Raw genomic sequence first — 24,278 nt, forward strand, 5'->3', positions numbered from 1 at the left:
TCCCCCTCTGGTTTTATAATTCAACATAGTATCCATCAAATATTGGACCATCTTTACAAGTTCTTTTATTTCCATCCTTTGTCTTACAAGTACACACTAAACAGGCACCTACTCCACATGCCATGTGTTTTTCCATTGATACATATATATTAACTTCTTTTTCTTTGCACATTTCTACAACTTTTTTCATCATAACTTCTGGACCACAGCATAATACTGTATCATAATTTTCTGGTTTTAAGATTTCAGTGACAAAACCTTTGTGACCATACTTTCCTGTATTTGTAGATACACAAGCTTCATTTACGTATTCTTTTAATTCATCAATTAAGTAAACTTCATTTCTAAAACCTGCATATAAATCTATGATTTGATTTGGATTCTTTTCTCGTAGCTTCTTCGCAAGTTCAAGCATTGGTGCAGTTCCTATTCCTCCTGAAACTAATGCAACTCTTCCATAATCCTTTTGCAAGTCAAAGCCATTTCCAAGAGGACCTGTTAATTTTATCTCATCATTTACCTTAAGCTTTGTAAATTCTTTTGTTCCATCACCAACTACTGCATATAAAAATGTTAAAGTATTATCTTTCTTTTCACATATACTTATAGGTCTTGGAAGAAATGTTGTTCCATCAAGTTTAAGCATATAAAATTGCCCTGCTATTATTTCACTTTTGTCCTCTACTACTAATTTATATATATTCTTTGAAATTTCTTCATTTGAAATTACTTTTGCTTCTCTATAAGTTATAGCCATGCTCTTCCTCCCTATATTCAGTTAACAGTTATGAATTAACAGTTAACAATTTTGGATGAAATTCCTACAGAATTTCTTTATTTTATATTTTGATTTCAAAAAGTTTCGTAGAAACTTTTCCTTAACTTTGAACTCTTAACTCTGAACTGCTTTAGCTATTGCGTCTCTCATCTTTATTGCTTCTTCTCTAGCACATGCTGCAAATTCTTCTGGTTTGTTTTCCTTCTTATATGCAAGTAATATTCCTCTTGAAGAATTAACAACTCCGCCATTTCCATTATTTAAATATAATGCAACATCTTCTGCTTTTCCGCCTTGTGCTCCGTAACCTGGAATTAAGAAGAACATATTGCTATAGTTCGCTCTTATCTTCTTTCCTTCTTCAACATGAGTACAACCCATAACTCCACCTATTGCAGTATATCCGCATTCTCCTGTGAAGTTTTTCCCCATTTCGCTTATTTTATCAGCTACTACTTCATAAACCTTTTTGCTTTCATTAGTATCTAAATATTCAATATCTTCAGCACCTGGATTTGAAGTTCTAACTAAGCTGAATACACCTTTATTTCCTTTTTCTAAATATGGTAAATATGGTTCTATACTATCCATTCCCATATATGGACTTAAAGTGATGAAATCAGCTTCAAAATCTCCTTCAAAATGTGCTTTTGCATACATTGTTGCAGTAGCTGCAATATCTCCCCTTTTAATATCTGCTATTATTATTTCATCTTTTTCTCTTAAATAATCTAAGGTCCTCTTATAGGCAGTTAAGCCTTCAAGACCTAAGGCTTCATAATATGCAATTTGAACCTTAAAACACCCAGATACATCATAAGTAGCGTCTATTATTTGCTTATTAAATTCAAATATTGCTTCTCCTGGAGTTCTATTCTTCTTTATATGATCAGGTACATAGTCTAGTGCTGTATCTAAACCAACACAAACAACTCCTCTTTCTTCAACTCTTTTATATAATTTATCTATTATGTAGCTTGCCATATCAAATCTCCTTCCGACTAATTAACTATGCCTTTGTTTCGTTCATAGTTTTAATTAAGAATTATCTAGGTTAACTATAAACCGTACTTAACTTCTCCACCTTTTATAGTAGCAATCACTTCTCCATAAAACTCCATTCCGCTAAATGGGGTGTTTCTTCCTTTTGATGCAAACTCTTCTGGATTTATTTTTACCTTTTTATTTATGTCTACTATAGCAAAATCTCCATCTGCACCTATGCTAATTTTACCTTTGTTCATTTCTAAAAGTTTAGCTGGATTGTAAGACATAAGTTCACTTAATTTATTTAAAGAAATGCCATTTTCTTTTACTAGCTTTGTATAACAAATTGAAAATGCTGTTTCTAATCCAACCATTCCTGGTGATCCATTTTTCTTTTCTTCTGCTGTATGTGGCGCATGGTCTGTTCCTATTGTATCTACCATTCCTAATTTTATAGCCTCTATTATTGCTTCTACATCTTCTTTTTCTCTAATTGGAGGATTTACTCTATAATCATTTATGTCTCTTGTAAGTCCAATATGATGAGGTGTAATTTCCATTGTAATATTGGCTCCGCTCATTTTCCCATCAATAATGCATTTTACAGCTTCCTTTGTACTTACATGGCACATATGAAGTCTAGCTCCACTTAACTTAGCTAGCTCAACATCTCTCACTGTCATCATATTTTCAGCAATTCTCATATCAACCTTTGAAAACTCTGGACTTTCTGCATGAGACATGATAACCCAATTGTTTCTCTTTGCAACTTTCATTGCTTCAAGCATTGTGTTTGAATTAGCTACACCAACTCCATCATCCGAAATAGCTTTAATTTCCTTATCTGCTGAAAGTTCTTCCAAATGGCTTAAAGTCACTCCATCAAAGTCTTTTGTTATTGATAAACATTGGTGAATATCTATCAAATTAAGTTCTTTTGATTTATTTCTTACATATTCTAAAGTTTCTTTTGAAGAGCATATAGGCTTAGTATTTGCCATTAAGCAAACCCCTGTATACCCACCTCTAAGTGCTGCTTTAGATCCTGTTTCTATATCTTCTTTCCAAGTTAGACCTGGATCTCTGAAGTGAGCGTGTGTATCTATAAAGGCTGGCATTAATACCTTACCCATGCAATCAAGTACTTCTATGTTATCTTTGTCTATCTCTTTTCCTATTTCTTCTATTAATCCATCTTTAATATATATATCGCCTACAAAATCTTGAGTTATATCTATTATTCTCGCATTTTTAATTAATAGTTCCATACAGCACCCCTTTTAATCCGTTAACAGTTAGTAGCTAACAGTTTACGTTTTTTATAGCTCTGAAAGCTTTGTTATTTCATCACAGTATTCACATCTATATCTTCCAGTTTCTTTTTCTACTAATACGAAAGAATGTGGCACATATTCCTCTACACTTGTTATGCAGCTTGGATTTTTACACTTAATTATATTTTCTACCTTTTCAGGAAGAGTTGGTTGTACTTTATTAACAATATTTTCATCTTTAACTTCACATATTGTTATAGTTGGTGAAAGTAATCCCAGCACAGTATAATCAATATCATCACAATTTTCTATCTTTATTATATCCTTTTTCCCTAGTTTTTTACTATCTGCATTTATAATAAGTGCAACACTACAATCTTTATTATCTAATCCTAAGTAATTAAATATTTTAACGCCTACTCCAGCTTGAATATGATCTATTACTATTCCATTTTTAATACTTGTTATTTCTAGCATTTACATCACCCCTAAAAGTTTAATCATTAAGGCCATTCTTACATACATTCCGTACTCGGCTTGCTTGAAATACGAAGCTCTGCTGTCTTCATCTACTTCATATGCTATTTCATTTACCCTTGGAAGTGGATGCATTACTATCATATCTTTCTTAGCCATATCCATTTTTGCTTTGTCTAGAATATAGCTATCTCTAAGTCTTAAATACTCTTCTTCATTAAAGAATCTTTCTTTTTGAACTCTTGTCATATATAAAATGTCTAAAGTTTCAATTACATCTTCTAACTTTTCAACTTCTTTATATTCAATATTATTTCTTTGCAAAATTTCTTCTCTAATATATTGTGGCACAGCAAGTTCTTTTGGTGATATTAAAACAAACTTATTCCCTTTATATCTTGACATTGCTTTTATAAGGGAATGTACTGTTCTACCAAACTTTAAATCTCCACAAATTCCTATTGTATGATTGTTTAATCCATTTTTTAGACTTGTTATTGTAAGTAAATCTGCTAAAGTTTGTGTTGGGTGTTGATGTCCTCCATCACCTGCATTAATTATTGGAACATTTGAATAAAGACTTGCAACCTTTGCAGCACCTTCTTTGGGATGTCTCATGGTAATAATATCTGAATATATTGATACCATTTTAATTGTATCTGCTACAGTTTCACCTTTTGAAATTGATGTTGAATTTGGTTCTGAGAAACCGAGAATTTTTCCTCCAAGTCTCATCATTGCTGCTTCAAAACTTAATCTAGTCCTAGTACTTGGTTCGTAAAATAAAGTTGCTAAAATCTTTCCATCACATATGTGTGAAAATTCTTCTGGACGTGCCATTATTTGATGTGCTAATTTGAATATTTCATCTAATTCCTCTGTTGTAAAATCCATAGGTTCTATTAGATGTCTAAGATCTTTTTTCATTTTATCATCACTCCTTGTTAACCTCTCTGTGTTAATTTAAAGGGAGAACATTATATAAATAATTATATAATAAAAAAGCTTCCTTTAAATAAAGGAAGGCATAATAATCCTAAGTATAATGAGTATTATAAACTTCCTTATTGACTTCTCTGAATCAAATTAAAGGTTATTCTTTTTGTAAGGATAACATTTCTTTGATGTTGTGTCAATAAAAATAATTTACTCTCGTTCTTATTTTTTATGTATATAATTTATGTTAGTTGAACCTCTTAATATTCAGTCAGTCTATTAAATAACTTTTCCTTATAATTTGCAAAAGTCTCAACAGCAAATTATACTATTGAGACTTCTGTTTAATAATTAAATCAAACTAGTAACCTTATCCTTTTGAATTATATATTCTAAATGAAGCGCTCTTGTTAAGGAAACATATAATAATCTTTCATCCAAAGTATTTTCCCTATAACTTTCATCACTTGGATTTAATATTATAGTACAATCAAATTCCAATCCCTTAGTCAAATATGATGGAATTATTATTAACTCTTCTTTTAATTCCTTTTCTTTACCTTCAACTAATTCAAAAGTATATTTACTCTTCTTTAAAAGATTATATATTTTTCCTGCTTCTGAACTATCCTTTGTTATTACAGCTATAGTTCGTTTTCCTTCTCCCTTTACTTTAGATATAATTTCTTCTATCGAATTCTTATACTCTTCCTCTTTTGAGACCTTTATTATTTGAGGCTTTTTGCCATGTCTTAAAACTGGTTTTGCATCCTTAAGTCCTAAATTTTGAGCATTTAAGGTTTTTTGAGCAAAATCAATTATTTCAACAGTAGAACGATAACTTTGAGTTAATTGAACATAGGTAGCATTGCCTTCAAAAACCTTTTCTGTTATGTCCTCCCAAGTTTTCAAACCTTTATAATAGTAAATCCCTTGAGCTAAGTCTCCAACTAAGGTCAAAGCATTTCCCCTCGCAAATCTATTAACAAGATAAACCTGAAAAGGGCTATAATCCTGAGCTTCATCCACTACAATATACTCAAACTTCTCTTTTTCCTCAATTCCTTCAAGAAGAATTCTTAAATATGCAAGTGCTGCTAAATCATCTTCATCTACTATCTTTTTTTCATAATTACTATTAAATTCTTGTTTCATATAATCCGCTAAAACTTTAGGTATCTTATTACCAGTAGCTTCTTCAAATAAATCATCATTATAAAAATTATAATAAACATCTTTTGAATTTACATCTTTCCATTCTTTAAAGTAATTATTAAATTCTTTTTTACTATTATTCTTTACTTGAGCTTTTATATTGTCTCTTTCCTCATATAACTTTATGAGTTTTGCTCTTCTATCTTCTGAATCTTTTTCATTTCTTCTTATTTCACGTATTTTAATTTCCCATTCATTATCTATTTCAGTTAATAGATCTTCAATTCTTGTCTTTATTTTAAGATTTAAATACTTCTTTATTTCATTTTTTCTCTTATTTATCGGATATGATTTTAGATCTTTTGAGTATAATCTTTTTACTTCCTTATTATCAAACAATACCTTTCCATAAACTTTTATATCTTCTATATTTAACGTATTTCTCTCTATGAGTCCAATATATCTATCAAGCATTGTTTTAAATAACAAAGTTCCCTTAACCTTGCTAGCGTTTATAATGAGCTTTTTCTTTTGCTCATCCTTTTCTTCTATTATTTTCATTATTTTTTCGTCTTTGTTGTACACTTTTTCTTTTAATTTGAGCTTTGATAAGACAAGTTCTTCAAAAGTACTTTGATTTACTTCATCAGCGCCAAGGCTAGGTAAGATATCTGAAATGTAATTTAAAAATAATTTATTAGGAGCTAAAACTAAAATTTCATCTCCTTTCATGTTTTCTTTGTATCTGTAAATAAGATATGCTAATCTATGTAATGCTATTGTAGTTTTTCCTGATCCAGCTGAGCCTTGTACTATTATAGGTAAATTTTTAGGCCATCTGATTATTTCATTTTGTTCTTTTTGAATTGTAGCAACTACTTCCTTTAATTTTTTCCCTCTGTTTTCTTCAAGGTTAATCTTTAAAAATTCATCAACTAAATTTTGTCCTTCGCCGCCGTTTATGATAATCTCATTTAGCCCCTCATCAAACAACTGCTCTATGTTTCTATCTTTATATAAGAACTTTCTCTTTAGTTCTAAAGTACCGTCTACAATTCCTTTTGGTGCAGTATAATAAGCCTCTCCACCAGTACCACTATAATAAAGATCTGCGACTGGAGCTCTCCAATCAACAACAACTTCTTCTCCATCTTTACTATTGCTGATACCTTTTTTCCCAATGTAAATACTTTCTGTAAAGCTTCTATTTTCCCTAAAATCAACTCTTCCAAAATAAGGTTCATTTAAGGCTTCCTCATATTTTTCAATATCCTTGCTTAATCGGTTAAAAATCAATTCATTTGCGATCTTTTCTTCACTAAAAGTTGATACCTGTTTTTTGAGTCTGCTAAGTGTTTCACCTACTTCTTGAAATTTTAATTTCTTTTCCTTTAATTCCTCCTGTATGACATTCTTCTTTTCAATTAATACTTTTCGTTCTTCTGCTAAATTTACATTCATATTAATACCTTTGTGTATAATGAACATTTAAGCATATAAAAGAAAATAATAATCTAAAGCAGCAACGTATACTCATTATTATTTTTTCAATTATGCCTTAGGCACATGAAAGAAAATCTGCTCTGCAAATAATTCAGCTGGAAATTTTAAAAATTCCGAAGTTTTCACACACCAAGAAAACAATAAATTATGCATGCAAGACTCTCATATGTCTTGTAAAGTCATTATAGACCCTTTCATAAAAATTATTTACTGGAGATTTTATTATATCATAATAGAATTTTTTGTAAACATTTTTTTCCACAAATAAAGCACATAAAAATAAATAATAAATCCAATGTTACTATGAAATATTTACATATGCAGGCAAACTCCTGATTACAGTAAAGTTTCGAATTGTAGCATAGCTGCTCTTTTCTAAGGTATATATTTGTCACATAAAAATAACTCCTGGTTTCCCAGAAGTTATTGGTAAATTAGAAATTATTCATAATGCTATCCCACATCATTTTACCACATTTTGCAAGTGTTACGGTTCCATAAACACTGTTTGGAATTCCCATTGAAAGAACGGTAAATGTGAAAGATCCCTTTTGTAGATGAATTAACGCTGTATCATTTTCAACACCATTTTTATCTCCAGTTTTACTTGAGATTTCATATTTTAAATCATCTGGTATATAAAGGGCTAATTTATTTTTCATTTGCTGTCTTTGTAATATATCAATAAGCATTGTACTATTTTTTTCATTTAAAAAGCTTGAATTATATAAGTTTTTCCATATCTTTGCCAAATCTAAAGAACTAGTAATATTTTCAATTCCATTGCTAGCAGCTCTTTCATCTGAAGTCTTTCTATTTAATTTTGTATTCTTCAAACCTTGAGCTTCTATATCCTTATTTATATTATCAATTCCAACTATATCTATAAGCTTATTAGCTGCTGTATTATCACTTTGGATAAGCATTGCTACTAATAATTCAAATAAGGTATATTCTCTATTATCAAATTCATGGAGTATTCCTGTTCCATAAACTTTATCTTCTTCTTCAATCTTTATCTTATCTAGGAATGAACCTTTACCATCTTCAACATACTTTATAACTGATACTGCTATTAGGAGCTTCATGCACCCTGCAGCTGTCATCTGCACATTTTCATTGTACCCAAATGTAAAACCACTTTCTAAATCTTCAAAGAAAAATGCATATGTTCCAATTCTAGATTCTAAATACTTTTTAATTTCTTTCATAATACCCACCACTTTCTAAATTACTCTTAATGTCATTAGGTATTGTATGAGTACTTGAATATACTTATTCAGTACTCATATTAAATTAGCTAATCAGCAAATGATATACCTATTTTCTTTGCCATAGTTACTAATTCTCCGTTTGGATCTACCTGCTTATTGTTTCCAATTACATTTTCTAAACTGTCATAAGTAATTTCGTTACCTTTTAAACATACCATACTGCCAAACTTACCTTCATTTATAAGCTCTACTGCAGCAACACCATATCTTGTAGATAATATTCTATCAAATGTACATGTAGTTCCACCTCTTTGAATATGACCTAATACTGTACATCTAACTTCTCTTTCTTTAATTAATCTTTCTAAATCACTAGCTAATTTATTTCCAATTCCACCAAGTCTGATTGGATCAGGACTATCTGCTACTATTTTGGCTACAGAAACTTCACCATCTTTAGGTTTTGCTCCTTCTGCAACAACAATTATAGTAAATAATTTACCAAACTTCTTTCTCTCTTCAATTTTTTCTACTATTTTATTTATATCATAAGGAATTTCTGGTAATAAAATAACACTTGCTGAACCAGCTATTCCTGATTCAAGAGCTATAAAGCCTGCATTTCTTCCCATAACTTCAAGAATCATTATTCTGTGATGAGATTCTGCAGTTGTGTGTAATCTATCTAAAGCTTCTGTTGCTACTTCAATTGATGTATTAAATCCAAATGTTATGTCTGTTGATCCTAAGTCATTATCTATTGTCTTAGGAACACCTATTACTTTAACTCCTTTTCTAGCAAAGTCTCTTGCTGATGTTAGTGTACCATCTCCTCCAATTACTATTAAAACGTCTACACCTTCTTTTTTAAGATTCTCAACTGCTACATCTGATACATCCTTTTTAACAGTCACACCATTTTCCTCTACAGTATAATCAAATAAATTATCTTTATTTGAACTGTAAAGTATTGTTCCTCCTCTTGATAAAAGACCTGATACAGTTGATAAATTTAATGGAATAAAATCATTATTATATAAACCTCTATATCCAAATTTATATCCAATAACTTCATACCCATAGTTTAATATTGCTGATTTTGTTACAGCTCTTATAACTGCATTTAACCCTGGACAATCTCCTCCTCCAGTTAATAGCGCTATTTTTTTTATACCGTTGGTCATTTCTAAGTCCCCCTATACCATAATCTTCTTGTGAAAATAGTACGAAAGTAAATTATCATTATTTTCTGACTATTTACTTACATAATATCACAAACTTTAATTTATGAAAAGTATTTATTTACAATATATTCTTTTTCTTGATGAATAATTGAATTTATTTCCTTTGAATTTTATCCCATTTATGCATTTTTTATTCTTTATTTTCATTCTTAATTTTTTATATAATTTAACGTAAAAAATAATGGAACCTTTAAAAATATTAATCTTAATTTTAGATTACGTTTTTAAAGGTTCCATTATATAAATATGCTATCTAAAATAAACATACCTTTTTAAATTTGAAAAATTATTTTAAACTTTTAATACTCCAAATGACATTAGTATTGCAAATATTATACCTGCACCTATTCTATATACTGCAAATACTCTCATAGGTCTCTTTTTTAAATATGAAACAAACTTTTCCATAACAACTACTGATACAATGAATGCAACAATAAATCCCAATATTAATGCAATCCAAAGTGTTATATCCATAGTCTTTAAATTAAATTCAAATAAATCCTTCGCTGATGCTGCTACCATTGCAGGAATAGCTAAGAAAAATGAAAATTCAGCTGCTACTGGTGTTGAAAGCCCTGCAATCCAGCCTCCCATAATAGTAGAAGCACTTCTTGACATTCCTGGCCATGCTGAAAGTACTTGAAAAGCACCTACTTTTAATGCTTGAATTGGAGTTATACTATCTAAATTTTTTGTAGCATGCTTTTTATTTTTCCTAAACATATTTTCTACTACTATAAGTAAAACTCCTCCAACAATAAATCCTATAACAACTGCATAAGGATTAAATAAACTCTTTATTTGCTTATAAAACAGTACACCTATAATCCCCATTGGTATGCATCCAACCAAAACATTTATACCAAAATCGAATCCTTGTTTTCCTTCCTTGCCTTTTGTAAATATATATTTAAAAAATTCTATAACACTGTCTTTTATTTTCTTCCAATACAAATATACTACAGCAAGTATTGCTCCAAGTTGAATTACAACTTCGAACATTTTAGTGAAGTCACCTTCAAATTTAATTATACTTGAGGCTAATATCATATGTCCTGTAGAAGAAACTGGTATAAATTCTGTAAGCCCTTCAACTATAGCTATTATAATAGCTTTAATTATAAACAAAATGTCAATTCCCATTAAAATCCACTCTCTTTCCTTGTTGTATTTAATTTTAAAATCAAATAATTATTAAATCCCATTATTTATTTTAAACTAATTTTATATTTTTCATATTTAAATATCTTTCAACTTCCTTACAAGTTTGAAAGATTCCATTATTTTCAGTATTAATTTTATCCATAAAACTAAATTTATAAGCACTTTATATATGTTTGTCCATACTTAAAATTTTAATTTTTAAATATTATATAGCACATGATAGATTAAGGAGAAACTTTTTAGTTTCTCCTTTATTTTTCTATTATGCTAAGGACATCTTTTTCTTCATTTCCAAAATTCGGCACGTAACTCTTCAGTAGTGTAAAATCTCCTACTAGTTCATATTCTCCAAGAGTTGCAGGAATAAAAATACTGTCTCCCATAAGTATTTCTTCTTCACCACCATTGTATTTTATAACACCATTACCTTCAACGCAGGTAAACAAGTAAAATCTTTCAACATCACTTTTTTCTTTTGCTGCTGTTTTAATTTTATATTTTTGTATTGTAAAATATTCTCCTAAACAAAGATATGTTTTATCATATCCATCTTTTTGAACTAATAATCCCGTTGAATTTTCTCCTTTTAAAGAAAAATCTATTACCTCTAAAGCTTTTTCAACGTGTATTTCTCTACCTCTATTATAGTCATAAACTCTATATGTAGTATCACTGCTTTGTTGAATTTCAGCAATTAAAACGCCTTCACATATAGCGTGAACAAGCCCACTTTGAACGTAGAAAAAATCACCTTTTTTAACTGGAATCTTATTCAAAAACGGATCTAGATTTCCTTCATTGATTGCTTTCTTAAAGGTTTCTCTATCACAATCTTTTGTTCCAACTATTAGTGATGCCCCATCTTCAGCATCAACTACATACCAAGCTTCTGTTTTCCCAGAATCATTTTCAACCTTATTGGCATATTCATCATTTGGATGAACTTGAACAGAAAGTTTATCTTGTGCCGTTATTAATTTGATTAAAAGAGGAAACTCTTTAGTATCTATCTCTGTTCCTAAAAGTTCTTTACCATAAAGCTTTATTATTTCATCAAAGGATCTCTCCTTTAAATCACCATTTACAACTTTCCCAGTTCCATTTTTATGGCAGGCAATATCCCAACTTTCACCTATTATTCCTTTTGGAACATTACTTCTAAACTTCTCTAAATCTTTTCCTCCCCATATTCTTTCATAATATAGGTTTTCAAATTTAATTGGATACATATTTCTCCCCCTTAATAACATTTACTAATAGAATAATTTAAGATCAGGTACCTTTAGTGTTGCTCCATTTCTCTTGTTGTATTCTTTAGACAAATCCTTAATTCTATTATAATTTTCAGTTATTATTTCTCTATCCTCTTGGCTTGTCTCTTTATTCATTCCATCATATGCCGCTTTAAAGTTTGTCAAACCTCTGCTCAAATCACCTTCAACAGATACATAATAACAGCCTGCATTATTTAAAGTTAAAATATCATTCTTATCTATAGCATATGCTACCCTTATTTCTTTTAATGCATCTTCATTCTTTTCTTTATTTAAATAAACTGTTCCAAGTGCTCTATGATATTTAGATGATTTTCCATCAATAGAAATACTTTTATTTAATAATTTTATTGCATCATCTGGTCTTTGATTATTAATATTTATTAATGCCATATTATAATATATTTCTGCATCGTTTGGCTTCATCTTTGCTGCTAAATCATAATAATATAAAGCCTTAGACGTATCTTTTGTAGCATTTCCATAATATTCAGCTACCTTAACCATAATGTTATAGTTGAAAGGCTCTTTATATAATGCAGTTCTAAAATATGGTTCAGCACCTTCACCTTTATTCTGTTTGATTAATATTTCAGGAATCAAGAAACCATAATTATCAGGATAATTCTTATTCATAATTATGCTTTTAATACAATCCTTAAAGGCTTCATCATAACTTTTGTTATTATAAGCCTGCCATGCAGCTGCATGATATCCTATGCATGATTTAGGTTCCTCTTTTATTACCTCATCTAAAACTTCTTTTGCTTTTTCTTCTTCTTCCATATTTTGATACATGTTAGCTTTTATAAGCATTAAATTTATATTTCCAACATCCTCATTCTCTAATTTTTCAATTAAATTATCAGCTTTTTCTGCTGACTCTTTACTCATAGAATATATTTTAGCAAGCCACATCTTATAAGCTAGTTCATTTGGTTCCTTCTTTTCAAGCTTAGAAATTCTATCTAAAACATCTGTTTTATTATAATCTGTAATCTGAGCTATAACATCAAATACTTTTACTTCGTTTTTATCCTTATACCAAGCATCTTTTAACAAAGTAAAACCTTCATCAAAATCATCAACCAGCATATTAATTCTAGCTGAAATTGCTAAATCACTTGCTGATTCAGTATCCACTGGATAAAGCTCAACCATTTCTTTTGCCTTATCTTTATTTCCATTTACTAAATAAACAGTAACCATTGTTCTCAGTAAATTCTTATCTGTTGGATATTTTCTTAAGAAAACTTCTCCATATTCTAAAGCTTTTTTATATTCACCATTCATAAGTGATGTAAATGCTATATAATTCATTAATTCTCTATCTTTTGCTTCGAAATTTTCAATTGTTTCCTTATCCTTATTTTTACTATCTGCTATTTTATTTCTAGCTTCATATACTTTTTCAATTAGCTGATTTGATTTTACAAATTCACCTTGCACAGAATATATTTCAGCAATTTTCATATTCCAAATAGGCCAATTTTTTTCATTTTCCTGCATTTTAGTATATTCTGCAATTGCTATATCATACTTTTTATTATAAAAAGCTGCTTCTGCCGAATTAGATGCTAAAGATGTTTCTTCTTGTTTTTTTACAACCATAACTGATTTAATACCTGCAGTAATTCCAACTGATACACTTAAACAAAGGATAATGGATACAGATGGAACAAAATATTTATTCTTTCTTATAGGTAATATGTATTTCTTAAATTTTTCATTTTCAAAAACCTTACGAAGCAGATTATCTTTTATATCTCTTATTTTTTTTATATATTCTTTAAATGGTTCTTCCACGAATCAATCACACCTTACTCTTCTTTTGGCTTAAATACCAAACTCTATTCTAACAAAGTTTCATATAAAAATCTACATTTTACACCATATTCATCGAATTGTAATTGTATATTAATAAAATCTTAAATTAATATTTACACCCATTTTATATTTTTATAATTATAATATAAAATGGGCATTATAATTTATTGGTTAAATATTTCATCTTGCTATCTTTGGCTGAACCTCATTTATTTTTTATTATCAAATCATCTTTATCTTTACAATTTTATATTTGCTTCTAACTTTTCTATAGCTTCAATAATTCTTTTTTGTCTCGTTTCCTCTTTTTTAGCACTAATTATCCATTGACAATACTTTTTCTTTATTGAATAAGATAAACCATTATAAAACTTCAAAGCTACTTTATTCTTCTCTAACTCAATTTTAAAATCTACTGGAAGCTCAACTTCACGAACTTCTTCATCCTTTTCTAATTCAACAAATATGTTATCCCCAGCATCCTTACCCATCTCTTTTCTTATATCTTTTGTAATACCAATAACATAACATCCACCCATGCTCACAATGGATCCTCGATAATCAACATTATCAAATTTCACTTTCACCTTAACTCTTTTTGCTCCAAATTCTTTTTCAATATCGAAAGGAACTTCAATAAATGTACCATCTTTGTCTGGAACCTTTTGTATTTTTGCTTCAAATTTATAACTCATATTACCTCTCCTTTATATTTTTCTTTGTATTTCTTAAATTATTTTTAAGCACTCTTAATATAAAGCTAGTAAAATAACCTAGAGAATTAAACTACCTCTAGGTTATTATAAAATCTTACTATAATTTATAAAAGCAAAATAGTTTAATTAAACATTAAATCTAAAATTAACTACGTCTCCATCTTGCATTATATATTCTTTTCCTTCAAGTCTGAATTTACCTTTTTCCTTAGCTGCTGCTTCTGAACCGCATTCAACTAAATCATCGTATCCAACTACTTCTGCTCTGATAAACCCTCTTTCAATATCTGTATGAATCTTACCTGCTGCTGCTGGTGCTTTAGTTCCTCTTTTTATTGTCCAAGCTCTTACTTCTTGAACACCTGCTGTTAAGAAGCTCATAAGACCAAGTAGCTTATAACTAGCTTCAATTAATTTATCTAATCCAGATTCCTCTAAACCATATTCACCAAGCATTTCAGCCTTTTCTTCATCATCAAGACCTGATAATTCTTCTTCAATTTTTGCACTTACAACCATAACTTCTGAATTTTCAGCTGCTGCATATTCTTTAACGCTCTTAACATAATCATTATCGAAGTTTCCTTCCATAACATCATCTTCTGAGATGTTACAAGCATATAATACTGGTTTAGAAGTTATTAAAAATAATCCTTTTATGAATACTTCTTCTTCCTCAGCTACTTCTAAAGTTCTAACTGGTTTATTTGCTTCCAAGTGTTCTTTAATTCTTTCCATAACACCATATTCAAATTTAGCAGTTTTATCTCCTGATCTTGCTAGCTTAACTGATTTTTCCATTCTTCTTTCTAAAACTTCTAAATCAGAAAAAATCAATTCTAAATTTATAGTTTCTATGTCTCTAATAGGATCAACAGAACCTTCTACGTGAACAACATTACCATCATCAAAGCATCTAACAACATGTACTATTGCTGCAACTTCTCTAATATGTGATAAAAACTTATTTCCTAAACCTTCACCTTTTGAAGCTCCTTTAACTAATCCAGCTATGTCATAAAACTCTATTGCTGTATAAACTTTCTTCTTAGTATTATACATTTTTTCTAAAACATCTAATCTCTTATCTGGAACACTTACAACACCAACATTTGGCTCAATTGTACAGAATGGATAATTAGCTGATTCCGCTCCTGCCTTTGTTATAGCATTAAACAGTGTACTCTTTCCTACATTCGGTAAACCTACCATACCTAATTTCATCTATGTACATTCCTTTCTCACTTCGAACTTTTAATATACCTTTAAAAATTATACTCTAGAACCTTTTTTATTTCAACTTTATATTAGAATACAAAAATTCTTTTTCTCCATTATCCTGTTACTTTCTAATATATAATTTAAAAAATATCTTGGACAAAAGGTCCAAATCAAAAATTAAAGCTGGAAATGTGAATCGTATTTGGTTATAGATTAATTTTAATAAATAATTTCCCATGAGTATTATTTATTCATCTTCAAATACTATAAGTGATTAAGCCTAACATTATTGTGTCTCAAAATAAACTATTTTTAAGATTGAAGGTGAAAAAAATGAATAAGTCCATTAGATCTATTATTTCCCTTTCTTTAATTTTAAGTCTAAACATAGCTTTTCCTTCAAGGAAACCAAATGCAATAATCAATAATGAAGAAGCTGCAGATGAATGCTTTCAAGAAGATGGCGTCTTTGGAGATATTTTAGATATTGATAATATAAGAGATATTTTTTCTTCTTTCAGTGATGAAGATGAGCTAAATTGGTATTATGTAGGAAAAGGTAAAGATAATATAGCCGAAGGGCCAAAGGAATCCACTGCTTTTCTCAAAGAAAATTCAGCTTATTATTTAGGTGATACTTCTAAAAAAGTACTATATTTAACCTTTGATGAGGGATATGAAAATGGCCATACTGGGAAAATACTTGATATATTAAAAGAAAATCAAGTACCTGCTGCATTTTTTGTTGTCAAACCATACATTGTTCAACAGCCAGAATTAATCAAAAGAATGGTTAATGAGGGACATATAGTAGGCAACCACAGTGTTCATCATCCATCTATGGCCCAAATACATGATAACGAAAAATATACAGCTGAATTAAAAGGTGTAGAGGATGCCTATAAAGAAATTGTTGGTGAGGAAATGCCTAAGTTCTTCAGACCTCCTATGGGCAAATATTCAAAGGATTCTCTACAAAAAACAAAAAATTTAGGTTACAAAACTATATTTTGGAGTTTCGCTTATAAGGATTGGTTAGTTAATAGTCAACCATCAGAAAATTATGCTGTTGAAAAAATTAACAAAGGCGCACATCCTGGTTCTATAATGCTTTTACATGCTGTTTCTGAAACAAATACCAAAGTACTTGATTCTGTTATCAAAAAACTAAAAGAAGAAGGCTATGAATTTAAATCTCTAAATGATTTGCCATCTGAATAAAAATACCTAATTAATTTTAATGTTATAAACAAAGCCCCCAAAATAAAGTTGATTTTGAGGGCTTTACCTAATATAAGTTTTATTATTTTATTTTAAAGAACTCTTTAAATTCACTTGTTATATTTACGTTGGAATTCCTAGATATAATTATATCCTTCATTTTAATAAAATCACTAGCTCCATAGCTTGATGGATTCACTAAGTATTTTTCAATTTTATAATCATTATTTTTTTTATTTTTGCCTTCAATCTTTCCTATACTTATTGTGACAAAATCTTTTTTCTTAGTTTTAGGTTCATTTCCTCTATCAATAGTAATGGTTTTTATATCACTATACTTTATTGTCTTAATTAAATCTGTATTTTTGTAGAATTCCATCTTATTTTCCTTTAATATTATATCCCTGCTATATTCAACCCAAACTGATAATGCAGTTATTATTCCTGTAAATACAAATATCCATAGAAGAGGACTTGCAAATCCACCTTGAGTAATTCCAAAAACTACTCCAATCAATACTTCAGTTATTGATGCTGCTATCATTCCTCCATTTCTCTTTTTTATAGTAATAGGAAATGTTGTATTCTCCATTGTCTATTCCCCCTCTAGATTTTTAATTATATGGCTTTATTCTTAACTATTCACTATTACACCTTACTAAAATTTATTTTCCTAATTATCCAAAAGTTCAGTATTACAGATAAGTTCTGTATTGGATCGAAGTTCCGAATTGTGTCATAGCCACTCTTTTCAGAAGTGCATAGTGCTCTTTTTAAAAGTGCATATCATTATAAGTAATATTATATATCATATATGCAAACTTTTTCAATATACTAATATATTATTATTTCCAAATTTAACTATGTTACCTTAAAAAAATCAAATGCATCAAAATCCTTTATGGTGGCAAACTATATATGATTTTATTAAAGGTGGTGTTTTATATGTCAACTAAAAACGGAATACATAAACCAGGCTCAGAGAATCCAGTTCAAAAAGGAAAAAGAAGACAAAAACTTCACGACAACCAAAATAATGTTGGTAATTCTAAAAATCCCCCAGAATATGAAAACTTTAATGGTCAGCCAATTCAATAAAACTTAAGAGATACTTAAATCGTATTAACGGTAATAAGTATCTCTTATAAATAAAAGTATAACATTTTTTAACAAGCTTAATATTATAGTTATAGAAACTCATTCTGTAGTATTAATAGTATAAATCACTAATTACGAATTAGGAAAAATTACTTTATTTATTTCTTCAGTAATATATTTTTTTTCCTTAAGTGACCTTTCTATAATCTCATTTAACTCTTTACTAATTCTATAAAAAAATTCTTCACTTCTAAGACCATTTAAATTAACTTTAACATTTACTATAGAGCTTTCTATAGTTGAATGAAGTAAGATTGCTGAAATAGATAAATCTGACAGCAGCATCTTATTGCCATACTTAGCCATAACTTTTAAGTTTTCATAAAAACCTAAACTTTCTCTAGCTAATAATAAAGGCGCTTCCATAGATTTTATTGTATTTTCTTTAATAGCTGTTATTCTTTTTTGCTTATCTTCTTCCTTATCCTTAGGTAACTTATAACACTCCATAAGCTTTAAGAAATTTTCTCTATCTTCCTCCATTAGTTCCAAACATCTTGCTGTAAATTCTTTAGATTCCTTTTGAAATTTATTAATAACTTCCTTTTCTTTATGATGTAGACTTAAGTAACTTTTTTTATCTACAGTTAAAGAATAAACCATAGAATTTAAAGCTCCTGCTAAAGCTCCAACAAGACCAGCAGCACTTCCGCCTCCTGGTGCCGATAAATCTGAACCTAATTCATCTACGAACTGCTTAATACTTTCATCACAAAATTTCATAAATTATCCCCTATCTAAAATTCAAAATTTAATTTATATAAAATGCTTTTATAACTTTTTATTTTAATTATTATGCCCCAAAATTGTTGCTTACATTTAATTTTTTATCAATCATTTCTGTTTTCTTAATCAATATTTTTATTATCTAAAATCGATACTATATAACCTAGATATGTCCAAAAAACTAAAGACATGAAACTTATCATATATACAAGTGTACTTTCAAATAAGTTAACCGCTAAAAGTCCTACTATTATTGAAATTAATATTATTATTTGAATTCTTTCTTTTCTTATTAATTTATCAATATGTTGTATTATAAATACTAATATCATTGCTAAAAAAATTAAAAATAAGAATAATGCTATAACACCATTTACGGCCCCTATTTGCACATATATGTTATGCATACCTCCATATTGTATTCCTGGTACATACCATCCTATACGTGCATTTTTCACTGAATCTACAAGAGCACTATTACCTACTCCTGTCATAATGTTATTTTTAATTACTACAAGTGCCGAATCCCAAATATTGTTTCTTTCAGTTGTAAATTTTTCTAAATTGAATTTACCAAATTCCCAAAGTCCTCCACAAACTAATGTTGGGACTAATACTAAGCTAGTTCTAATATATTTATTTTTATTCCAAATAAAAATAAATGTATACACTACTGCAATTATAATTAAATATGCACTTCTTCCATTAGAACCTATCATTGTAATAGCTTGCAACAGGATATTTCCAATCCAAAACATCTTAAGTTTATGATTTTTTTCAATATAATTCAAATAAACACACATAACTATTGAAATTGAAGCTGCTATACCAAGCGCATTTTCGTTTTCAAATATGCCTCTCGAATAACCAAAAGCAATTTCATTCAGAGTTATAGTTATTCCTGTAAATCTCATAATTAGAGACGCTGTAGATGCTAATAGCATAAAAATCACATAAAAATATGTTATTATATTCATTTCTTTAATTAAAGTTTTTTTATCTCTGAAAACCTCAACTGAAAAGACTATAAGAAATAAAATCAAATTAATCAACCATATTTTAATATTTTCAGTATTTCTATATACAACTACATTAAAAATTAATGTTACAATCATAAAAATTACTAGAGGAATATCAAATTTATAGATCTTTCTTCTCTTATAATCCTCAATTATCATGAGTAAAATTAAAATTACAGCCCAAAACTGAACTACTTTAGCCAATATACTAATTCCTGGCACGTATTTTAAAATAGTTACAAATGTAAAGCTTACAAATAAATATAGCAGCTTAAAATAAAACTTGTTGTCTACAAATTCATATATATTTTTAATTTTTTCCTTCATATACTTTTTTATACACTCCTTTTAGCTTTTCAACTAATACTTTTTCAGAATAGCTAAAAATTGTTTTTTCTCTTATTTTATATTTATCATATATTTCATAATTGTCTTTTATTTTAATTAATGCTTTAGAGAGCTCCTCCACATCCTTCTTTTTAGCTATTATGCCATTGTCTTCTTTTATTATATCCTCAGCGCCGCCATTATCAGCCCCTATAATTGGCTTTCCGCATGCAAGAGCTTCAATATATACAACTCCAAAAGTTTCGTGCTCTGAAGCTAAAGCAAAAACATCACAAGCTTTCATTTCTTTTGCCACTTCTTCCCTTGATAATGCGCCTAAAAGCTTTATCTGATCATTAATACCTAACTCGTCAATGAGATTTTGTAATGATTGTTTTAGAGAGCCATCAGCTCCTATTCTTAGTGTGGCCTTCTCTCCTCTAAAAGCTTTTGTAAAAGCTTTTATTAAGCAGTCCATTCCTTTTCCTTCTTCTAAAAAACCACATGAAAAAAATTTAAATAGTTCAGTATCTCTTGATTTTTCTTTGCCACTATTTTCTTCAATGTTGAACAATCCTAAATCCACCATATTAAAAATAACTTCAATTGGCCTTTTAACATATTCCTGTAATTCCTTTTTTAATCCATTTCCAACAGCAATTAAAGCATCTGCCTTTTCATATGCTTCAAAAATATATTTCTTATAGCTTTCCTTGCAGTATTTCGCATATTTTAGAGAGGAATGTTCTGTTATTACAAGTGGAATATTATACTTTTTACTTATAAAAGCTGCTGCAATTCCTCCCCAAAAGGCTGAATGAGCATGAATAATATCAACTTTGCCTTCCTTTTTAACTATTTCTTGATATAATTTATCCATCCTTTTATTAAAGCTTCTAAACATTAAAGGATTTTTAGGAAAATAATTATAATCTTTATATCTATAAGTCCTTAATTCATCTTCTATATTAAAACTAATTCCTCGATTTTCATGAGTTTTACCAATCATTGTTATAGGCCAAATTTCATTATAAGCAACTGTAATTTTATCTCCATCACTAGCTAGAGCCTTAAATTGCTCTTTAAAGAAACTTCCGTGAACCTTATTTCTTGGTGATGAATACCAAGATGGAATGACCATTATATGCATCTAATCACTCCCTTCTAAAATATGATTTAATCTTTCAACTATGGAATTCCATTCATAATTCAAGTCTGGTGCACAGTCTATATCATTATTTTTATACATTTCAACTAATTTATAAATTCCCTTTTTTATATCCTTGACATTATTTTCAGCTGTAATACATTTTTCATTGTCTTTTACAACATTTTTAATAGGGTCGTTTCTATCTCCATAAATTACAAAAACTCTTCCCTTTGCTCCAAAATAATCATATATTTTAGCTGGAATTTGAGTTGAATTTTTATTTCCAAACAAAAGTAATCCATTCCCATTAAGCATATATTTAAGTGCTTCATCAAAAGGTATTCTAGGCGAAACAGTAGCTGCTTCTAAACTTTCTAATTTCTTTTTTCCTTCTATATCATCGATATTTCCAAAAAACAAAATATTTAATAGACCATATGCTTCTTTATCTTCTCTTCTTATTTCTTCAACAGCTTTAATAAATGGCTTTATATCTCTAAGTTTAGAAAATATCTCACCAGTATAAACCATATTAAGCTTATCTTTTTTTATTAATGTTGGTGGTTCTTCATTAAATAATCTATCATATAATTTTTTATCAAATCCTCTATTTAATACAAAAGTTTTTTTACAACCCTTTCTTAAAGCCTCATAATCTTTTAAGTATTCATTTTTATTGGCTTCTGTAACAAAAATAAATTTATCTGATAAATTAACAATCTTTCTTTCCATCTTCTGCTCAATCAGCTTCTTAATTACAAAAGATTTTTCTCTTGTAGAATCCTTAAGCCATGGGTCACTCCAATAAGTAATCCATGGTACACTTTTATATTGTTTTTTTATAAAATAAGCGCATAAATGAGATGATGGAGGCTCATGCATTGAAAATATAACATCAAATTTCTCTTTTTCCATTAACGATGTCCCATAAATTGCTGCTTTTTTTGCCCATCCATAGTACATATCTGGTATAACTAATGTATTTTTTATTTTTCTTAAAACTTTTTTTCCTTTACCACTTGTATTTTTTGTTTGTGTATTAGAATTAATATTTGATTTTTCTATCTTCTTAGGCATTAATTTTTTAAAAATAATTCCACCATCAACAACATGCACTTTTATATCAGTATCCATCATAGAGCGCAAGACTTCATCATAATATATGGAGTCCTTCGGAAAATTTACCGTCAAAAGATGAACCTCATTATTATTAATTTCATTTAATTTATTTAAATACTGCAAAGTTTCTATAGCTGCAGAATTATTTATTAACGGGGAATAGCAGGCAATAAATAATATTTTCATATTTCCTCCTATCTTTTAATCTTCTTCAAAATTAAACTTTTTATTTCAACTACCTCTTCAATTTTTAATAAGTAACATAATATAAAATATATAATAGCTCCAACACCTGTTCCAAATATTATAAGAACTAAAGAAGGAACTTTACTTCTTAAATACATAGCCATTATTTCAATAGCCACTCCCATTATTACAGAGCTTATTATTATTACAAATATTTTTCTAAGAATATCCTTTACTTCGAACTTCTTTTCCAATTTTAAAATGCTTATAAACAATAGAGTTGAAGTAACCATCATAGCTATTGCAGACGCTATAGCTATACCAATTATACCCATGTATTTTGATAAAACTATGCAAAAAATTATATTAATAGTAACACCTATTATTCCATTTATGGTTGTTGTCTTTGTCTTTCCCATTGAAAATAAGGTAGAATTTAAAATATCTCTTAATCCTGTAAAGAACACTCCAAATCCATAACCAAGCAGCGCTAAAGTTGTAAGATTTACTGCATATTCTTTAAATTCTCCTCTTTCATAAACTATTTTTACTATCTCCTTATCAAATACTACTATTCCAGCAGTAATAGGAATTAGTAAAATAGCTAAATATATTATTGACTTTTTTAATATTTCTACAAATCCCTCTTTATCATTATTGCTTCTCATATTTGCCATTAGAGGATATACTACACTTGTCACAGATGTAGTAATAATACTATTAATAAAAAATATAAGTTTTTGTGCAAAATCAAGTGCTGACACTGAGCCTACTTCTAAAGAAGATGCTATATTTTTATCCACCACCATATTTAAAGAATTAGCTCCAGCTCCAATTATTACAGGAATTATTAATATAATAATAGCCTTTAATCTTTTGTCTTTTAAGTTTATAGTAAATTCATATTTATATCCATGCTTTAATAAAGATGGTACTTGTACTGCTACCCTTAGAAAATTACCAATGACATTTGCAATTGTTAAACCAATAGTTAATCCAACAACATCATGATTTCTAAATACTAATAAATATATTATCATAGGCAGGTTAAAAAACAACCCTAAAATGCCTGGAATAACAAAATCTTCATTTACTTGTAATAAAGCTGTGAAACATGCATTAATTGACAAGAACAAGAGATTTATTAATGTTATTCTAGTAAGCTTAATTGCAAGAAATGCAGCTTCCTGTGAAAATCCATTTGCAAGTATAAAAACAATTTCCTTTGCAAAAATGCTTGTTAATATAAATAGTGCCAGTGAAATTACAAACAATATGTTAATTACATTATTTGCAAATTTATACATTTCTTTATTTCCATCTTTAGCTTTTATTTTACTTAAAGTAGGAAGAAAAGCAGTTGATATTGCAAGCCCAACTAAAGTAAAAATGGTCTCTGGCACTGATACTGCTATATTGTAAGCATCAGTGTACATTCCTGCTCCAAAGTTTTTCCCAATGAGCATATCACGGATTAACCCTAAAGCCCTGCTAATTATAGACACTATCATTATTACAAATGTAGATTTAATTAAATTACTTCCCTTTTTCATTTTAATACCATTTCTCCCTGCTCTCATCGCCTTGCTATCTTTATTA

General features: G+C 28.8%; 21 protein-coding genes. 2 read left to right on the forward strand and 19 right to left on the reverse strand.

The window, feature by feature from the left end:
• Window positions 1–13 precede the first annotated feature (13 nt).
• From GXK56_RS03975 to ychF, 13 genes are all read right to left on the reverse strand, one after another.
• Complete coding sequence (locus GXK56_RS03975) at window positions 14–757, reverse strand: dihydroorotate dehydrogenase electron transfer subunit (RefSeq protein ID WP_160685347.1); 744 nt, start codon at window positions 755–757, stop codon at window positions 14–16.
• Window positions 758–892: 135 nt separating this feature from the next.
• On the reverse strand, window positions 893–1,762 hold the full coding sequence (gene pyrF, locus GXK56_RS03980; RefSeq protein WP_160685349.1) for an orotidine-5'-phosphate decarboxylase: 870 nt from the start codon (window positions 1,760–1,762) through the stop codon (window positions 893–895).
• A 74-nt stretch (window positions 1,763–1,836) separates the two neighbouring features.
• Entirely contained in the window at window positions 1,837–3,033 is a 1,197-nt protein-coding gene (locus GXK56_RS03985; protein ID WP_160685352.1) for a dihydroorotase, read from the reverse strand.
• 51 nt (window positions 3,034–3,084) lie between these two features.
• On the reverse strand, window positions 3,085–3,516 hold the full coding sequence (locus GXK56_RS03990) for an aspartate carbamoyltransferase regulatory subunit (protein WP_160685354.1): 432 nt from the start codon (window positions 3,514–3,516) through the stop codon (window positions 3,085–3,087).
• Window positions 3,517–4,443 carry an aspartate carbamoyltransferase gene (pyrB, locus tag GXK56_RS03995; RefSeq protein WP_160685357.1) on the reverse strand — a complete coding sequence of 309 codons (927 nt, stop codon included), beginning with the start codon at window positions 4,441–4,443 and terminating at the stop codon, window positions 3,517–3,519.
• A gap of 360 nt (window positions 4,444–4,803) precedes the next feature.
• Entirely contained in the window at window positions 4,804–7,068 is a 2,265-nt protein-coding gene (helD, locus tag GXK56_RS04000; RefSeq protein ID WP_160685582.1) for an RNA polymerase recycling motor HelD, read from the reverse strand.
• Between the two features lie 476 nt (window positions 7,069–7,544).
• Window positions 7,545–8,321 carry a serine hydrolase gene (locus tag GXK56_RS04005; protein ID WP_160685360.1) on the reverse strand — a complete coding sequence of 259 codons (777 nt, stop codon included), beginning with the start codon at window positions 8,319–8,321 and terminating at the stop codon, window positions 7,545–7,547.
• A gap of 89 nt (window positions 8,322–8,410) precedes the next feature.
• Window positions 8,411–9,508: a 6-phosphofructokinase gene (locus tag GXK56_RS04010; protein ID WP_160685363.1), complete on the reverse strand. Its 1,098-nt coding sequence runs from the start codon at window positions 9,506–9,508 to the stop codon at window positions 8,411–8,413.
• A gap of 351 nt (window positions 9,509–9,859) precedes the next feature.
• A complete protein-coding gene (locus GXK56_RS04015) occupies window positions 9,860–10,714 on the reverse strand; it encodes an undecaprenyl-diphosphate phosphatase (RefSeq protein WP_160685366.1) in 855 nt (284 codons plus the stop codon).
• Between the two features lie 272 nt (window positions 10,715–10,986).
• Window positions 10,987–11,964, reverse strand: a complete 978-nt coding sequence (locus GXK56_RS04020) for a type I phosphomannose isomerase catalytic subunit (RefSeq protein ID WP_160685369.1) — start codon at window positions 11,962–11,964, stop codon at window positions 10,987–10,989.
• Between the two features lie 24 nt (window positions 11,965–11,988).
• Window positions 11,989–13,815: a tetratricopeptide repeat protein gene (locus GXK56_RS04025; protein WP_160685372.1), complete on the reverse strand. Its 1,827-nt coding sequence runs from the start codon at window positions 13,813–13,815 to the stop codon at window positions 11,989–11,991.
• 260 nt (window positions 13,816–14,075) lie between these two features.
• Entirely contained in the window at window positions 14,076–14,531 is a 456-nt protein-coding gene (locus tag GXK56_RS04030) for a YdeI/OmpD-associated family protein (protein ID WP_160685375.1), read from the reverse strand.
• A gap of 147 nt (window positions 14,532–14,678) precedes the next feature.
• Window positions 14,679–15,776 (reverse strand): redox-regulated ATPase YchF, encoded by a 1,098-nt coding sequence (gene ychF, locus GXK56_RS04035; protein ID WP_160685378.1) that lies wholly within the window; start codon window positions 15,774–15,776, stop codon window positions 14,679–14,681.
• A 330-nt stretch (window positions 15,777–16,106) separates the two neighbouring features.
• On the opposite strand from ychF, the gene pdaA reads away from it, so the two are divergent.
• On the forward strand, window positions 16,107–16,994 hold the full coding sequence (gene pdaA / locus GXK56_RS04040; protein ID WP_160685380.1) for a delta-lactam-biosynthetic de-N-acetylase: 888 nt from the start codon (window positions 16,107–16,109) through the stop codon (window positions 16,992–16,994).
• A gap of 82 nt (window positions 16,995–17,076) precedes the next feature.
• Here pdaA and GXK56_RS04045 read toward each other — a convergent pair whose 3' ends face one another.
• The gene (locus tag GXK56_RS04045) at window positions 17,077–17,586 is read right to left on the reverse strand and encodes a hypothetical protein (RefSeq protein WP_160685383.1); all 510 of its coding nucleotides are present in this window, start codon (window positions 17,584–17,586) and stop codon (window positions 17,077–17,079) included.
• Between the two features lie 353 nt (window positions 17,587–17,939).
• Between GXK56_RS04045 and GXK56_RS27680 the strand changes: the two genes are divergently transcribed.
• Window positions 17,940–18,092, forward strand: a complete 153-nt coding sequence (locus GXK56_RS27680) for a clostri-philic family protein (RefSeq protein WP_202127821.1) — start codon at window positions 17,940–17,942, stop codon at window positions 18,090–18,092.
• A 132-nt stretch (window positions 18,093–18,224) separates the two neighbouring features.
• Here GXK56_RS27680 and GXK56_RS04050 read toward each other — a convergent pair whose 3' ends face one another.
• The 5 genes from GXK56_RS04050 to murJ all read right to left on the reverse strand — a co-directional run bounded on the left by GXK56_RS04050 (window position 18,225) and on the right by murJ (window position 24,232).
• Window positions 18,225–18,875 (reverse strand): cyclodeaminase/cyclohydrolase family protein, encoded by a 651-nt coding sequence (locus GXK56_RS04050; RefSeq protein WP_160685386.1) that lies wholly within the window; start codon window positions 18,873–18,875, stop codon window positions 18,225–18,227.
• 125 nt (window positions 18,876–19,000) lie between these two features.
• Entirely contained in the window at window positions 19,001–20,224 is a 1,224-nt protein-coding gene (locus GXK56_RS04055; protein WP_160685389.1) for an O-antigen ligase family protein, read from the reverse strand.
• Window positions 20,208–21,374, reverse strand: a complete 1,167-nt coding sequence (locus tag GXK56_RS04060) for a glycosyltransferase (protein ID WP_160685391.1) — start codon at window positions 21,372–21,374, stop codon at window positions 20,208–20,210. Before GXK56_RS04060 ends, GXK56_RS04055 begins: the two co-directional genes overlap by 17 nt.
• Window positions 21,375–22,679: a glycosyltransferase family 4 protein gene (locus GXK56_RS04065; RefSeq protein ID WP_160685394.1), complete on the reverse strand. Its 1,305-nt coding sequence runs from the start codon at window positions 22,677–22,679 to the stop codon at window positions 21,375–21,377.
• An 8-nt stretch (window positions 22,680–22,687) separates the two neighbouring features.
• Window positions 22,688–24,232, reverse strand: coding sequence for a murein biosynthesis integral membrane protein MurJ (murJ, locus tag GXK56_RS04070; protein WP_160685397.1), 1,545 nt, complete (start codon window positions 24,230–24,232; stop codon window positions 22,688–22,690).
• Window positions 24,233–24,278 lie beyond the last annotated feature (46 nt).

The sequence above is a fragment of the Clostridium sp. C2-6-12 genome, from assembly GCF_009928485.1.
Taxonomy (GTDB): Bacteria; Bacillota; Clostridia; order Clostridiales; family Clostridiaceae; genus Clostridium.

Excerpts from the sequence above, each read along its gene's own strand:
- GXK56_RS04050 (WP_160685386.1), bottom strand. The coding sequence starts at position 18,875 with ATGAAATTTTGTGATGAAAGTATTAAGCAGTTCGTAGATGAATTAGGT.
- GXK56_RS03985 (WP_160685352.1), bottom strand. The coding sequence starts at position 3,033 with ATGGAACTATTAATTAAAAATGCGAGAATAATAGATATAACTCAAGAT.
- GXK56_RS04055 (WP_160685389.1), bottom strand. The coding sequence starts at position 20,224 with ATGAAGGAAAAAATTAAAAATATATATGAATTTGTAGACAACAAGTTT.
- GXK56_RS04015 (WP_160685366.1), bottom strand. The coding sequence starts at position 10,714 with ATGGGAATTGACATTTTGTTTATAATTAAAGCTATTATAATAGCTATA.
- pdaA (WP_160685380.1), top strand. The coding sequence starts at position 16,107 with ATGAATAAGTCCATTAGATCTATTATTTCCCTTTCTTTAATTTTAAGT.
- murJ (WP_160685397.1), bottom strand. The coding sequence starts at position 24,232 with ATGAAAAAGGGAAGTAATTTAATTAAATCTACATTTGTAATAATGATA.
- GXK56_RS04005 (WP_160685360.1), bottom strand. The coding sequence starts at position 8,321 with ATGAAAGAAATTAAAAAGTATTTAGAATCTAGAATTGGAACATATGCA.
- pyrF (WP_160685349.1), bottom strand. The coding sequence starts at position 1,762 with ATGGCAAGCTACATAATAGATAAATTATATAAAAGAGTTGAAGAAAGA.
- pyrB (WP_160685357.1), bottom strand. The coding sequence starts at position 4,443 with ATGAAAAAAGATCTTAGACATCTAATAGAACCTATGGATTTTACAACA.
- GXK56_RS27680 (WP_202127821.1), top strand. The coding sequence starts at position 17,940 with ATGTCAACTAAAAACGGAATACATAAACCAGGCTCAGAGAATCCAGTT.
- GXK56_RS04060 (WP_160685391.1), bottom strand. The coding sequence starts at position 21,374 with ATGCATATAATGGTCATTCCATCTTGGTATTCATCACCAAGAAATAAG.
- GXK56_RS04065 (WP_160685394.1), bottom strand. The coding sequence starts at position 22,679 with ATGAAAATATTATTTATTGCCTGCTATTCCCCGTTAATAAATAATTCT.
- GXK56_RS04030 (WP_160685375.1), bottom strand. The coding sequence starts at position 14,531 with ATGAGTTATAAATTTGAAGCAAAAATACAAAAGGTTCCAGACAAAGAT.
- GXK56_RS04045 (WP_160685383.1), bottom strand. The coding sequence starts at position 17,586 with ATGGAGAATACAACATTTCCTATTACTATAAAAAAGAGAAATGGAGGA.
- GXK56_RS04010 (WP_160685363.1), bottom strand. The coding sequence starts at position 9,508 with ATGACCAACGGTATAAAAAAAATAGCGCTATTAACTGGAGGAGGAGAT.
- helD (WP_160685582.1), bottom strand. The coding sequence starts at position 7,068 with ATGAATGTAAATTTAGCAGAAGAACGAAAAGTATTAATTGAAAAGAAG.
- ychF (WP_160685378.1), bottom strand. The coding sequence starts at position 15,776 with ATGAAATTAGGTATGGTAGGTTTACCGAATGTAGGAAAGAGTACACTG.
- GXK56_RS03990 (WP_160685354.1), bottom strand. The coding sequence starts at position 3,516 with ATGCTAGAAATAACAAGTATTAAAAATGGAATAGTAATAGATCATATT.
- GXK56_RS03975 (WP_160685347.1), bottom strand. The coding sequence starts at position 757 with ATGGCTATAACTTATAGAGAAGCAAAAGTAATTTCAAATGAAGAAATT.
- GXK56_RS04020 (WP_160685369.1), bottom strand. The coding sequence starts at position 11,964 with ATGTATCCAATTAAATTTGAAAACCTATATTATGAAAGAATATGGGGA.